A 14082-nucleotide genomic window follows, 5' to 3' on the forward strand; every position below is an offset into this window, starting at 1 on the left:
GTGAGGGCGCAGGCGCCTGCGCGCATGGTCGGCGGAAGGGGGGAGAGGCGGGGGGGCAGTCTCGATCATCGCAGTGACCGAACGAAAGGATTTGCGGACATCGGTGATCCTGTTGCCGCGCCCGAAGGCGCCTGGCTCATGATGAGGGTTCTGCCGCGAGAACCCTGTCAGCAAGCTGTCGCGAGCGCGAATTGTTGCGCCTCCGGTCGTGCGTCGATGGCGTGCTCGTCGTTCCGGTCGTCAGGGCTCGGCGGCGCGGCGAAGTCGATGCTGGCGAGCACGCCGCGACCATCCGTGCCGGGCTCCAGCCGGACTTGCGCGCCCATGCGTTCGGCCAGCGCGCGGACGATCGACAAACCCAGGCCGCTTCCGGGAGGCCCGCTTCCGCCAGCACCGCTTTCGCTGCGGGCGCGGTAGAACCGCTCGAACACCCGCTCGCGGTCCTGCGGGGCGATGCCGGGGCCGTCGTCCTCCACTTCGATGCGCGCACGTCCGGCGCGGTGCAGCACGCGCACGGTGACGGCGCCGCCGGGGCGGTTGTAGCGCACCGCGTTGTCGAACAGGTTGCCGATCATCTCGGCAGCCAGGATCGGGTGGCCTCTGGCGAGGAGAGCGCCGTGATCCGGGGCCTCGAAGCCGATGTCGAGGCCGTCCGATCCCGGCTGGTCGATGCGCGAGGCGACGAGGTCGGCGGCGACGGCGGCAAGGTCGAAGGTGGCGTCTTCGGCGATGCCCTGCTCCTCGGTCCGGGCGAGCGCGATGAGTTGCAGCAGCAGCCGTTCGAGCGAGAGCACGGCGTTGCCGATGTCTTCCAGCGCCGCCGCGCCGCGCGGGGAAGCGGGGCCGTAGCGCTCCAGCACGTCGAGATGGACGCGCACCACGGCGAGCGGCGTGCGCATCTGGTGCGAGGCATTGGCGGTGAACTGCTTGAGCGAATCCACCGCGCGCTCGGTGCGGGCGAGCAAGGCATTGAACGACCCGGCCAGCAGCCGCGCCTCGCGCGGGGCGTCCTCCTCCAGCGCGAGGCGGAACTGCGGCGGCGGTTCGCGGCGGGCGGTCTCGATCTGGCCGGTGAGTGAGGCGAAGGGCCTGAGACCCCAGGTGATCGCCCAGTAGAACAGTAGCACTGCCGTCATTGCGATCAGCACGCCTGCGCCCAGCACGCGCAGGAAATAGGTCTGCTGATAGGCCCAGCGATCGTCCACGAAGTCGGCCACCTGAACCACTACCGCATGGCCGTTGCGGTGGAGGCGGCGGATCTCGGTGGCGATGCGCACCGGCTTGCCGCCCAGCATGCCGTCGCGCAAGTACCCGGGCTGGACGACGCCGTCGGCATCGCGCGGGTCGACATAACCGCCGGTCAGCGGGGTATTGCGGTAGGTGCGCGGGAAGCTGGCGGCGGGCAGGCGCTGCGTGGCGCGGCCGGTGCGCGTGTCGTACAGCGGCGGCGGGACGAGGCCGCGCTCGCCCGCGATCAGCTCCGCGCCGTCCCAGATGCTGTAGTGCGTGACGGGCGCGGAACGGCGCTGGAGCAGATGGACGGCCAGCGGCAGCACCTTGTCGCGCACGGCGTCCTCGGTATCGGTGGCGCGGCTGAGCAGGCGCACCGAACCGACGAGGATGCGGTCGGAGGTCGCCGCGCCGGAGCGCTGGATCATCCAGCAGGTAATGCCGCCGAAGGTCACCGCCAGCGCCAGCAGCGGCACCATCACTGCAGCGGTCAGGCGCGATCGCAGAGAGGCCATCAGGTCTCCAGCATGTAGCCGAGGCCCCGGATGGTGCGGATCGTCGGCCCGTCCGGCATCAGCTTGCGGCGCAGGCGGCCGACGTAGACCTCCAGCGCATTAGGGGCGACGGCGTCGGCGAAGTTGAACACCTCGGAATTGAGGCGCTGCTTGGTCACGACTTTGCCGGGTCGGCCCATCAGCGTCTCCAGCACCGCCATCTCGCGGCGCCGCAGGTCGAGTACCGAGCGCTTGAGTTCGACGACGCGGGTGGAACGGTCGAGGCTGAGGTCGCCGACGCGCAGCACCGGGTCGGCAGTGCCTTGGCTGCGCCGGATCAGCGCACGCAGCCGCGATTCCAGTTCGCGCGGGTGAAAGGGCTTGGAGAGGTAGTCGTCGGCCCCCCGGTCGAGCCCGGCGATACGGTCGGACACCGCATCGCGCGCGGTCAGGATCAGCACCGGCGTCGAGTCGCCGCCCCTGCGCAGCGTCTGGAGAACTTCCAGCCCGTCGATGTCCGGCAGCCCGAGATCGAGGATCACGGCATTGTAGGTTTCGGCCGCGAGAACGTCGAGCGCCTCCTCGCCGGTCCCGACGACGTCGACGACGAAGCCGCCCGCGCTCATCGAGGCTTCCATGCCGCGCGCCAGGCGCTCGTCGTCTTCCACGATCAGTATCCGCAACAACTCACTCCCTCACACGAGTTGCGGCATCCTCTTGTCCCTGTTCGGGCACTCTTCAGGCGCCGTGAGGTGCCTGTGAGTGCCTTTGTGTGTCGTTGAGTGCCGGCCCTGTCCCGGCGCAATTTCATGCCGTTTGATTCGGCAGTTTGTGAATGGAACCTGTCATCAACCTGTCGCGCCGGGCAAGATTCTTTTTGGAAAAGGGCGTGCCGGTGACAGCTTCGTGACAGGTGAAGGCCCGCAGCTTTCGTGTGTCGGGAGGGGAAACCTCGACAACGAACCGGGTCCAATCCGCAGCGCGCAGGAGATCGCCAAGGCATCGGCGGCATCGCGGGCGGAGCATGGGCCGGCTGCAACAGGGGGCAATCATGGCCACTCAATACGGTCGCGCTGTATTCTTGATTTCCGTATCCTTGTTCGCTCTGCCGCTGGGGGCGCAAGCGCAGGAAACGGCTCCGCAACAGGCGGTTAGCGAGGGCGTCGGCGACATCGTCGTCACCGCCCTGCGCCGCGCCACCCGCGTCCAGGACACCCCTGTCGCGATCACCGCGCTGTCGGAGAAGTCCCTCCAGAACCTCGGCGCCACGGGCATCGCCGACGTCGTGCGGCAGGTGCCGGGGCTCAACCTGATCGCCGGTGAATCGGGCCGCACCCGCATCTCCATCCGCGGCATCCAGACCGCAGGCGAAAGCACCGTGGGCCTGTACTACGGCGAGACGCCGCTGACGGGTCCGTCGGGCACCAGCTCCGATCCCTCGGGCGTGACGCCCAACCTCAACCTCTTCGATGTGGAGCGGGTGGAAGTTCTGCGCGGGCCGCAGGGCACGCTTTACGGCTCGGGCTCGATGGGCGGCACCCTGCGCGTGATCTTCAAGAAGCCGGACCTCACCAAGTACGAGGGCGCGACCGAATTCGGCGGAGAGGCGGTGGAGCACGGCGAGTTCGGCTATTCGCTGAAGGGCGCGGTCAACGTGCCGATCATTTCCGACATGCTGGCCGCGCGCCTCGTGCTCTATCGCCAGCAGAATCCCGGCTATGTGGACGATCCGACGATCGGCAAGGAGAATCTCAACCGCTCGACCCTCGAAGGCGCGCGTTTCCAGCTGGGGTTCCAGCCGACCGATACGCTCAGCATGAACTTCATGACGATCGTGCAGACCCAGAAATTCGACGGCACCTCGCAGTGGGCGCCTTCGGTGGGCGAGTTCGTGTCCGAGCAGAAGGTCGCCTCGCCGGCCTACGACAAGCTGCAGCTCTATGCGCTGGAGACGAAGTGGGAGACCGGCATCGGCACGCTGGCGCTGAACAATTCGTACTACCGCTGGGACGTGCGGCAGACCAACGACAACTCGGACAACTACGCCAGCATCGCGGCGTCCAACCGCTATTGCGGGCTGTTCCAGAACACGTACGGCGGCTCGCTGCTGCAGGGCACGAGCGCCGGGGCGACGACCAGTTCGAGCACTTGCGCGACCGGTGCGGGCGGGCTGACTTCGGCGCAGTTGCAGGCGGATTATCAGGCCTGGGCCGGCTCGCAGCAGCCGATCGGCAATTATCAGCCGCGCTTCGTGCGCAACTACGTCAACGAACTGCGCCTCAGCTCCAGCGGGAAGGGGCCACTGAGCTACACTTTCGGCCTGTTCCGCGAGGATCGTGACGACCGCGTCGACACGCTCGTCTTCGCCGGCATCCCCGCTACCGGCGAGCCGCAGCAGCCGACGGTCGATCTCGGCTCGCGCTACGTCATCGACGTGGTCAAGCAGACCGCCGTATACGGTGAGATCAGCTATCATCTCTTCGAGCCGCTGACGCTGACGGCTGGCCTGCGCTACTACGACTACAAGAAGACCGTGGGCGGCGAGAACCTGGGCTACAACTATTTCAACGGGCAGGTGCCGAGCGCCTACGCCGAGGTCTCCGCCAACGCGAACGGGTTGATCCAGAAGTACAATCTGGACCTCAAGATCACCCCGGACGTGATGTTCTACGCCACCGCATCGCAGGGCTTCCGCCCCGGCGGCGCGAACCTGACGCCGGGTATTCCGGAATCGGCGCAGACTTATGCGGCGGACTCGCTGTGGAACTACGAGGCAGGCTTCAAGACGCAGTGGTTCGACCGCAAGCTGACCTTCAACATCGACGCCTATCGCATCGACTGGAACAACCTGCAAACTTCTGTTCGCGCGACTTACGGCAACTTCTCGTATATCGGCAACGTTGGTTCCGCGCGGATCGAGGGCGTCGAGGTCGAGGCCAGCGCGGCGCCGGTTTCGGGGCTCAACCTCAACGCGAGCTTCCATTACGTGAAGCCGCGCCTGACCGCCGATCAGGTCAGCGCCGAGGTCACGGCATCGGGCCTCAAGGGCGACATCCTGCCGCTGATCCCGCGCACTACCGCGAGCGCCGGGGCCGAATACACCTTCCCGGCCTTCAACGACTTCGAGGGGCTTCTGCGCGCGGACTGGACCTACACCGGCGAGATGACCTCGCAGATCCGGCCGACCAACAGCCTCTACCGCGAGTTCGGCAAGTACTCGATGGTGAACCTGCGCGCCGGTGTGCAGAACGACCGGATGGGTGTGTTCCTCTACGTGCGCAACCTGTTCAACAAGATCGGCGTGAACTCGATCTCGAGCGCTGCGGGCGTGCCGGACTACTGGGCGACGACGGCTCCGCGCACGCTGGGCGCAACGATCTACAGCAACTTCTAAGTCTTTTAGAATACAGGGGATTTGACGATGCGTATCACACTGCTGGCCGCTACCGCCGCGATCGCGCTGGCCGCTCCGGCGGCGCAGGCCGCCACGGTAGAGGACAAGGCCGCCGCCACGCTGCTGGGCGGGGCGAAGTTCGCCAAGGCAAAGGAATCGCTCAAGGGCGATTACGACAAGATCATCAAGGACATCATCACCCTGACCGAGATCGAGGCCCCGCCGTTCAAGGAGGACGCACGCGGCGCCGCCTACATGGCGATGCTCAAGGCCGAAGGTCTCACCGACGTCGAGCGTGACGAGGTCGGCAACGTCATGGGGCTGCGCAAGGGCACCGGAGGTGGTCCGCTGATCGTCGTCACCGCGCACCTCGACACGGTGTTCCCCGGCGGCACCAATGTGAAGGTGCGGCGCGAGGGCAACGGGCTCTACGCGCCCGGCATCGGCGACGATACCTCCAGCCTGCCGGTGCTGCTCGCTTTCATCCGAGCGATGAACCGGGCGGGCTACTCCACCAAGGCCGACATCCTGTTCATGGGCAATGTCGGCGAGGAAGGCCCCGGCGACCTGCGCGGTTCGCGCTACCTGTTCCAGAAGGGCAAGTACAAGGACGCGATCAAGTACTTCATCTCGTTCGAGCCGGGCGAGTCGGGCCGCGTGACCAATGCCGGCACCGGATCGCGCCGCTACAAGGTGACGTTCAACGGCCCCGGCGGCCACTCGATGGGTGACTTCGGCATCGTCAGCCCCGCCTTCGCGATGGCCAATGCCATGGTCGAGTTCGGCAAGATCAAGGCGCCCGTAACGCCCAAGACGGTCTACAACGTCGGCATCCTGGAGGGCGGTACTTCGGTGAACTCGATCCCGTTCTCCACCGCGATGACCATCGACATGCGTTCCAACGGCAAGCCGGAACTGGACGCGGAGGAGAAGCAGTTCCTCGCCCTGCTGCAGCCTGCGGTGGATGCGGAGAACGCCGCGCGCTCGACCGCCAAGGGCAAGATTTCCTACGAAGCCAAGCTGATCGGCGACCGTCCGGTCGGCACCACCCCGCTCGACGCACGCATCGTCAGGGTCGCCACCGCCGTCGCCAAGGGATCGGGCGTGACGCCGAAGTACGGCGCCGGGTCCACCGACAGCAACATCCCGATGAGCATGGGCGTCGAGGCCGTCACCCTCGGCTCCGGGTTCGACACCTTCCGTGCGCACTCGCTGGAAGAGGGCATGAAGATGAACCCGCCCGAGGACCTCAAGAACATGGCGGTCGGCCTGGCAACGGTCCTGACCCTCGCCGAAGCACGCTGACCCATCCTGACGGGGCGGGCCTCTCCAGCGGTCCGCCCCGGCTTTTTACCGTCTCTCATCCCCCCGCCGGTCCGTTCCGCGCCGCGAAGGAGTAACGCCATGTCCCGTCGCAATCTTCTGCTTGCCGCCACGTGTCTTTCGTTCCCGCTCAGCACGCCGGTTCTGGCCCAGGACGCGCTCGCGACCAGCGCTGCGATCACCGCGCCCGAGAAGATCGTCGGCGGCAAGGTCGGCGCCGACTACTTCCTCGCCGACTACACGAAGATTTCCGCGTGGCTGATGCAGGTCGCCAAGGAGAGCGACCGCATCAAGGTCGTCTCCATCGGCAAGACCGCCGAGGGGCGCGAGCAGTACATGGCGATAGTCTCCTCGCCCGATAACATCCGCAATCTGGAGAAATACCGAGAGATCGCGCAGAAGTTGGCGCTCGCCAAGGGCCTCGACGACGATGCCGCCAAAAAGCTCGCCGCCGAGGGCAAGGCGATGGTGTGGATGGACGCCGGCCTTCACGCCAGCGAGATCGTCAACGCGCAGAGCCACGTCCAGATCATCCACGAGATGCTGACGCGCAATGATCCCGAGACGCTGCGCCTGCTGGGCGACGACATCATGCTGTTCGTCTTCGCCAATCCGGACGGGCTGGAACTCGTCGCCGACTGGTACATGGCCGATCCGCACAAGCTGACCACGGACTCGATCCCGGTGCTCTACCAGAAGTACATCGGCCACGATAACAACCGTGACAGCTTCGCCTCGACCCAGCCCGAGACGACCAACATGAACCGCGCCGGATACCGCGAGTGGTTCCCGCAGATCCTCTACAACCAGCACCAGACCGGGCCGCTGGGCGCGGTGGTGTTCATTCCGCCGTTCCGCGACCCCTACAACTTCAACAACGAGCCGCTGGTCATCAACCAGACGGACGTGGTCGGCCAGATGATGCATGCGCGGCTGGTGGCCAAGGGCATGGGCGGCTCGGCGATGCGCTCGGCTGCGCCTTATTCGACGTGGTTCAACGGCGGCATCCGCACGATCGGGTACTTCCACAACCAGATCGGCATCCTGACCGAGATCATCGGCAATCCCACCCCGCTCAAGATCCCGTTCGTGCCGGAAAACCAGCTCCCCCGGCAGGACGAGGTGCTGCCGATCGCGCCGCAGGAATGGCATTTCCAGCAGTCGCTCGACTACGTGAAGGAGATGGACCGGGCGATCCTCGACTACGCCTCGCGCTATCGCGAGACGATCCAGTACAACCGCTATGTCATGGGCCGCAACCAGATCGCCAAGGGTAGCACCGACAGCTGGGTGGTGACGCCCAAGCGGATCGAGGCGGCCAAGGACGCGGCAAAGACCATGCCCAAACCGGGGCCGGAGGAAACCGCAGGCACCTTCGGATGGGGCAACGAGAAGATCCTGCCCGCCAGTCTCTACAAGACCGTGCTCAACGCGCCCGAGAAGCGCTCGCCGCGTGCCTACATCATCCCGGCCGACCGCCAGCAGGACATGCCGACGACGGTGCGCTTCCTCAATGCGCTGATCAAGACCGGGATCGAGGTGCAGCAGGCGCCGTCCGCTTTCACTTTCGAGGGCAGGAGCTACCCGGCGGGCAGCTATGTCGTGCGCAGCGACCAGGCGTTCCGCCCCCACGTGCTCGACATGTTCGAGCCGCAGGATCACCCGCAGGACTTCGCCTATGAGGGCGGGCCGCCGATCAAGCCCTACGACGTCACCGGCTACACGCTGGCCCTGCAGATGAACGTCGCCTTCGACCGCGTGCTCGACGCGCCGCCGCCCGCATTCCCGCTGGTCGCGGACGAGATCGCCGCGCCGCCGCCGGGCCGCGTGCTGGGATCGGGCGGGGCAGGCTGGATCGTCGATCACGGCGTCAACAACAGCTACACGCTGACCAACCGCTTGCTGAAGGCCGGACTGCCGGTGTTCTGGATGAAGCAGGGCCTGACCGTGGACGGCAAGGCGCTCGCCCCCGGGGCGGTGTGGATACCCGCCTCGGCCAAGGCGAAGGCGATCGTCGATGCCGCCGTCGCGCCGCTCGGCCTCGATGCCCATGCCGTCGCGGCGAAGCCTGCGGGCGAGACGGTCGCGGTCAAGCCGGTGAAGATCGGCCTCGTCGATGTCTACGGCGGCTCGATGGCCTCGGGCTGGACGCGCTGGATCTTCGAGCAGTACGAGTTCCCCTACGAGCTGGTCTACCCGCAGGCGCTCGACAAGGGCGGGCTCAAGGCCAAGTACGACGTCCTCGTCTTCCAGAGCGACGTGCTCGGCCGGGAGGAGGGCATGTCCCGCCCGCAGCCCGCTGCCGCCGACATTCCGGTCGCCTACCGCAAGATGCTCGGCAAGATCACGCCCGAGACGACCTTCCCGCAAGTCGCCGCCTTCGCCAAGGCGGGCGGCACGGTCGTCGCCGTGGGCAACTCCACCCGCATCGGCGAGGCGCTGGGCCTGCCGGTCACCAACCTGCTCGCGCCCAAGGGGCCGGACGGCACCGTGAAGCGGGTTTCCTCCAACAGTTTCTACGTCCCCGGATCGATCCTGAGCGCGCAAGTCGACAGCAGCGATCCCCTGGCCTTCGGCGTCGCACCCACGGTCAACCTGTTCTACAACAACAACCCGGTCTTCCGCGCCGACGGGCCATCGGTGCGCAAGGTCAGCTGGTTCGACAAGGAGGACCCGCTCGTCTCCGGCTGGGGCTGGGGGCAGAAGCTGCTGAACGGCGGCGCGGGCATCGTCGAGGGCGGGCTCGGCAAGGGCCGCGTGTTCCTGATGGGGCCGGAAGTGACCCAGCGCGGACAGCCTTTCGCGACCTTCAAGTTCCTGTTCAACGGCGTGCTGCTTTCCGGCAGCGACGCGAAGCCCGCGGCCCCGGCGGACTGAGGCCGCGGGCCTTATTGCGCTGGTGGCAGATCGGCTTGGGCGTCCCCCAGCAGGACCGATCCGACCGAGGCCGCGACCACCAGCGCCACCGCCAGCCATTGCACCGGCACCAGATGCTCTCCCAGCAAGACGACACCGGCGAGAGCTCCGGCAGCGGGCTCGAGGCTCATCAGCACGCCGAAGCGGTTGGCCGGGATTTGCTTGAGCGCGATCATCTCCAGCGAATAGGGCAGGGCGCTCGACAGCACCGCCATGGCGAGCCCGACGAGCATCAGTGACGGGTTGAGCAGGGTCGTTCCCGCTTCGACGATGCCGATGGGCACCACCACCAGCGCGCCGGTCGCCATGCCCAGCGCCACGGCCTGTCCGCCGGGAAGGTGCGTCGTCTTCTTGCCGAACACGATGTAGAGACCCCAGCACAGCCCCGCCATCAGCGCAAAACCGACGCCGACCGGGTCCAGCGCATGCGGTGATGCATGGAGCGGAAGCAGCAGCACCAGCCCCGCCGCCGCCATGGCAACCATCGCGAACTGGCCCGGACGGCGCGAATAGAGCAGCGAGACCGTCAGCGGGCCAAGGAACTCGATGGCGATGGCCAGGCCGAGCGGGATCGTGCGGATGGCAAGGTAGAAGCTGAGGTTCATCAGCCCCAGCACCGCGCCGTAACGCATCGTGGCGAAGAGGTCCGCGCGGGTCAGTGGTGCGCGCCACGGGCGGAAGATCAGCAGGAGCAGCAGCGCGGAAAAGCCGACGCGATAGGCGATTGCACCAGTCGCACCGACTATCGGGAATAGCTGCTTGCCGTAGGATGTACCGACGCAGAAGGCGGTCATCGAGCAGATGAGCGCCGCATATGGCGCGGCGCGCAGCAGCGGCGACGGGGACGAAGCGGCGGGGGCGGACAGGGTGCTCATGGGCTCGATATATCCTCCACACTCTGGCGGAGGTTGGCGAATTTCGGCATAAGGTGATGAAAAAAGTCATCCATAAGGCGTTGTATGGCGGAAACAGTCGACATCGATCAGTTCGACCGGCGAATCATCGAGATCGTCCGTCGCAACAATCTTGAGCCCGCGCGCTCGATCGCGGCGCAGGTCGGTCTGTCCGAGAGCGCGGTATTGCGCCGGTTGCGAAGGCTGCGGGCAGGCGGGGTAATCGTCGCCGACGTCGCGCTGATCGATCCGGCGCGACTGGCTCCGGCGATCACGATCCACGTGCTCGTCGAACTCGTCCGCTCGGGTCTGCGCATGGAGCAGGCCTTCGCGGCGCGGCTTGCCCGCTGCCCGGAAGTGATCGGGGCGTGGAACGTCACTGGCCGCACCGATTTTCTGCTGATGGTCAGCGTACCCTCGATCGAGGCGTACCAGCGCTTTTCCGACGACGTGCTCGCCTCCGACGAGAACGTGCAGGATTTCGAGACGCTGGTGAGCCTGCGCGAGATCGTCCACTTCGATCCGCTGCGGGCGAGCCTGCCGCTTTGAGCTACCGTCCGATCAGGCCGAGGGCGTGGCGAATGAACTTGCTGCGGTCCAGAACCCATTCCGAACCGGCGGGGAGATCGGGGTCCGAATAGGTCCAGCCCTCGGGCGAATAGACCCGCTGCAGGTTGCCGCCGGTGCCGAAGGCCAGCGAGACGTAGCGCTGCTGCGCGCGGGGCGCCTCGCTGCCCTCGATATGATAGCCGTCGGTGCCGGGCGTGGTGCCGGTGGGCCTGAGCGCGAAGACATAGGGCTCGGTGCGGAAGCTCTTCACCGAGGTATTGAGGAAGACCGAGAGATAGACCTGGTCCAGCGCATCGAGCGGCGAGGGCGGCATCCGCCATGCGGGAGAGCCGAGCACCGGCCAGGGATAATTGCCCGGCTCGCCGTAGCGGATGTCGGTGCGCAGGTCGACGAGGGCATCGCGCGGAGACTGCAGGGGTGCGACGCGCTCGATGCGAAGGCCGTCGGACCAGGTGAAGCCGAAGGCCGAGGCGTCGATCAGCGGCATCGCCGATGGCGGCCAGTTCGTCGGTGGCCCCTGCGGCACGTTGGAGACGGTGACGTTCTCGTAGACGCGCAAGTACGCCTTGTCCTTCAGCTGGTGGCCGCTTGCGGTGTTCTCCCACGCGCGCTGGCCGTGGAACGTCGTGTCCCGGAAATGCGAAACGAGGGTGCCGTTGATGTACGTAGTGTGCTCCTGGTCGGTATTGGTGCCGACATTGCCGGCAATGTCGCTGTCCTCGATGTAGAGCATGGTCTGGCCGTTGGGCACGAACAGCGCGTTCTTGCCGCCGTAGATCTTCGCGCGGCGCAGGACGGCGGTGAACAGGCCGGGCGCCTGCGTGCCGGTGACTTCCAGATGGAGCGCCCCCTTGGCCTGGATCGCGCCGGGGAAGTCCAGTTCGACGTCGCGCATCTCGAAATGGACGCGCTGGGCGGCGATGTTGAACAGGCGCAGGTCCACTGTCGCCCATTCGTCGCCGGTGCGGAAGGCCACGCGCCTGCCGGGGATCGCGCTGCGCAGGATATACTGGGTGCCCTGGACCCGCTCGCCGATCTGAGGCAGCGATGGTGCGAAGGGGTAGACGCATGGGTTGCCCCGCGCATCCTGCGCTTCGTAGACCAGTTCGTAGCCGCCCTCGACCGGTCCGTCGGGACTGCGGCCCTGATAGACTTCGCGTCCCGCCGCGCGCGAGGCATCGCACTTCACGCGATACGTGACGGCAGGCGCGCGCAGTCCGCTCATCGGCAGGTAGAAGGGGTAGAGCCGGTCGCGCTCTTCCGGAGCGGCAGGTTCGGTCGCGGCGGCGGTCCTGGCGGCCAGCGGCACGGCGGCTGCGGCGACGAAGACCGGCAGGCGGGAGACGGGGACCGTCACGTCCAGCAGCAGGGGCATGGCCAGAGCGAGCATGGATTTGAGACGGGTAAGAGGGGGCACTGGTATCTCCGCGCGGCGTGTCGGTACGGGGCGCCTAGCGCAAAAAGGAAAGCAAGAAGTGAACGCGCCTCATGATCGCGCGCCTTATCCGGCGAGCGAGGTCAGGAACGGCGACACCCTTTGGCCGTTGGCGGCTGCCCGGAAGGCAAGAAACTCGGTGGCCGGAAGCGCTTTCGCATAGAGCCAGCCCTGTGCGAAGCCGACCCCGGCGGCGCGCAGGTAGGCTTCCTGCTCGCGGGTTTCGACCCCTTCGGCGACGATCAGCAGCTTGAGGCCGTGGGCGATTTCGATCACGTGCGGGACCACCACGCTGGTCGCCGCTTCCCGGCCGATGGCATCGACGAAGGACTTGTCGATCTTGAGTGCGTCCAGCGGCAGCGCGGCAAGCTGCGCGAGGCTGGAATAGCCGGTGCCGAAATCGTCGATCGCCACCAGATGGCCCTGCGCGCGCGCTTTCTCCAGCGTTTCGCGCGCGGCGGCGGCATCCATGAAGCCGCGCTCGGTCGCCTCCAGCCATATTTGCCGCGGCGCGACCCCGGCTTCGGCCAGCGCGCTGGTCAGGATGGGGAGGAAGCGCCCGCTCTGCATGTCGGCGGCGGAGATGTTGATGGCGACGTGGACGCTGCGCTCGCGCCGCAGCATGTCGGCAAGATCGGCGACGACGCAGCCGATCATCATGTCGGTCAGCGGCTCGATCAGGCGGTGCTGCTCAGCGAGCGGGATGAAGACCTCGGGCGAGACGCTGGTGCCGTCACCGCGCTGCCAGCGCAGCAACGCCTCCGCGCCGACGCACAGGCCGGTCGTTATCTCCATGATCGGCTGATAGAGCACATGCAGTTCGCGGCGGCGGATGGCGGCCTCCAGTTCGCGCTCGGGTGTCAGGCGGCGGCGGGACGTCCACACGATCAGCGCGACCAGCAGCGCCGAGGTCAGCAGGGCCAGTGGCACGAGAGCCCACAGTTCGCGCTCCATGCGCTGCTGGATATAGGCCCTGTCGGTGATCGCGAAGGCGCGGAAATGCCCGTCATGGACGGAGGCGAAGACGCGCGTGCCGATACGCGCGAAGCCGTCGCCCGCCGCGGCTTTGGCAACGGCATCGGATGGCGCGTCGCCGTTGAAGGCAACCACGCGGCCGTCCAGCGTGGCGATGCCGATGGTCATCGGCGTGTCGGTCAGGACATCGACGAAGCGCTCGTGATTGACCAGCGTGTTGTAGTCGCCATGATCCACCGCGATCACCACGCCGCCACGGCTGACTTTGGGCCGAACGTTCAGGTAGAGCCCGTAGCCGCCTTCGACCCAGGTATCCGGTGTGCCGCGCCCGACGTTCTGGCGGACCACGCCCCAACTCGTGCAGGCGAGCTTGCCGCCCGCGAAGTAGCCGACTTCCTCGATCGACTGGTTGTCCACCGCGAGTTGGCGCATCCGGGCGATGTGCGCTTCATTGCAAGGCTGCCAGCGTGTCGTCTGCAGTTCCCGGAACACGTCGCGTATCCGGTCGAAATTGCGTTCGGCGCGCCGGAGCGTCCAGTCGCTGTATTCGACGAGATGCGCGCGCTCGGCTTCCACGGCGCGGTGCCGGGCATAAATCACGGCGGCTGCAAGTGGCAGGATCGTCGCGAACACGGCAAGAATGCCGGCGATCAAGACGATCCGATGCCGTTGCATGGGCACACTATGTCACAAAAACTACGTAGTTCTACCCGGAATTACCGGGATTTCAATGATTGTGGCGCGGTGTCTTCGCGGCGATGCCCCGATACTTCACGGCCATTTCCATGACGGCGCCTTCGGCCATCTGGCCGGTCTTCTCGCGGAAGAGTTCCTCCCACGGGGTATGGCTCT

At 66.7% G+C, this 14082-nt stretch carries 9 protein-coding genes; 4 read left to right on the forward strand and 5 right to left on the reverse strand.

Features of this window, described 5'->3' with window-relative positions:
* Window positions 1-167 precede the first annotated feature (167 nt).
* Both QRN25_RS21580 and QRN25_RS21585 read right to left on the reverse strand, forming a co-directional pair.
* Window positions 168-1745 (reverse strand): sensor histidine kinase, encoded by a 1578-nt coding sequence (locus QRN25_RS21580; RefSeq protein ID WP_285021278.1) that lies wholly within the window; start codon window positions 1743-1745, stop codon window positions 168-170.
* On the reverse strand, window positions 1745-2407 hold the full coding sequence (locus QRN25_RS21585; RefSeq protein WP_285021279.1) for a response regulator: 663 nt from the start codon (window positions 2405-2407) through the stop codon (window positions 1745-1747). Before QRN25_RS21585 ends, QRN25_RS21580 begins: the two co-directional genes overlap by 1 nt.
* A 368-nt stretch (window positions 2408-2775) precedes the next feature.
* Here QRN25_RS21585 and QRN25_RS21590 point away from each other — a divergent pair, with 368 nt between their 5' ends.
* From QRN25_RS21590 to QRN25_RS21600, 3 genes are all read left to right on the forward strand, one after another.
* A complete protein-coding gene (locus QRN25_RS21590) occupies window positions 2776-5118 on the forward strand; it encodes a TonB-dependent receptor (protein ID WP_285021280.1) in 2343 nt (780 codons plus the stop codon).
* 27 nt (window positions 5119-5145) lie between these two features.
* The gene (locus QRN25_RS21595; protein WP_285021281.1) at window positions 5146-6423 is read left to right on the forward strand and encodes a M20/M25/M40 family metallo-hydrolase; all 1278 of its coding nucleotides are present in this window, start codon (window positions 5146-5148) and stop codon (window positions 6421-6423) included.
* Between the two features lie 99 nt (window positions 6424-6522).
* Window positions 6523-9318, forward strand: coding sequence for a M14 family metallopeptidase (locus tag QRN25_RS21600; protein WP_285021282.1), 2796 nt, complete (start codon window positions 6523-6525; stop codon window positions 9316-9318).
* An 11-nt stretch (window positions 9319-9329) separates the two neighbouring features.
* On the opposite strand, the gene QRN25_RS21605 is transcribed toward QRN25_RS21600, so the two are convergent.
* The gene (locus QRN25_RS21605; protein ID WP_285021283.1) at window positions 9330-10232 is read right to left on the reverse strand and encodes an EamA family transporter; all 903 of its coding nucleotides are present in this window, start codon (window positions 10230-10232) and stop codon (window positions 9330-9332) included.
* Between the two features lie 84 nt (window positions 10233-10316).
* On the opposite strand from QRN25_RS21605, the gene QRN25_RS21610 reads away from it, so the two are divergent.
* On the forward strand, window positions 10317-10799 hold the full coding sequence (locus QRN25_RS21610; RefSeq protein ID WP_271181873.1) for an Lrp/AsnC family transcriptional regulator: 483 nt from the start codon (window positions 10317-10319) through the stop codon (window positions 10797-10799).
* Window position 10800: 1 nt separating this feature from the next.
* Here QRN25_RS21610 and QRN25_RS21615 read toward each other — a convergent pair whose 3' ends face one another.
* Both QRN25_RS21615 and QRN25_RS21620 read right to left on the reverse strand, forming a co-directional pair.
* Window positions 10801-12237, reverse strand: coding sequence for a hypothetical protein (locus tag QRN25_RS21615; RefSeq protein WP_285021284.1), 1437 nt, complete (start codon window positions 12235-12237; stop codon window positions 10801-10803).
* An 84-nt stretch (window positions 12238-12321) separates the two neighbouring features.
* Window positions 12322-13905 carry an EAL domain-containing protein gene (locus QRN25_RS21620; RefSeq protein ID WP_285021285.1) on the reverse strand — a complete coding sequence of 528 codons (1584 nt, stop codon included), beginning with the start codon at window positions 13903-13905 and terminating at the stop codon, window positions 12322-12324.
* Between the last annotated feature and the right edge of the window lie 177 nt (window positions 13906-14082).

The organism is Novosphingobium sp. fls2-241-R2A-195, assembly GCF_030209485.1.
GTDB lineage: Bacteria > Pseudomonadota > Alphaproteobacteria > Sphingomonadales > Sphingomonadaceae > Novosphingobium > Novosphingobium resinovorum.

Coding starts and splice junctions, on each gene's coding strand:
- QRN25_RS21600 (WP_285021282.1), top strand. CDS start 6,523: ATGTCCCGTCGCAATCTTCTGCTTGCCGCCACGTGTCTTTCGTTCCCG.
- QRN25_RS21590 (WP_285021280.1), top strand. CDS start 2,776: ATGGCCACTCAATACGGTCGCGCTGTATTCTTGATTTCCGTATCCTTG.
- QRN25_RS21610 (WP_271181873.1), top strand. CDS start 10,317: ATGGCGGAAACAGTCGACATCGATCAGTTCGACCGGCGAATCATCGAG.
- QRN25_RS21595 (WP_285021281.1), top strand. CDS start 5,146: ATGCGTATCACACTGCTGGCCGCTACCGCCGCGATCGCGCTGGCCGCT.
- QRN25_RS21580 (WP_285021278.1), bottom strand. CDS start 1,745: ATGGCCTCTCTGCGATCGCGCCTGACCGCTGCAGTGATGGTGCCGCTG.
- QRN25_RS21605 (WP_285021283.1), bottom strand. CDS start 10,232: ATGAGCACCCTGTCCGCCCCCGCCGCTTCGTCCCCGTCGCCGCTGCTG.
- QRN25_RS21620 (WP_285021285.1), bottom strand. CDS start 13,905: ATGCAACGGCATCGGATCGTCTTGATCGCCGGCATTCTTGCCGTGTTC.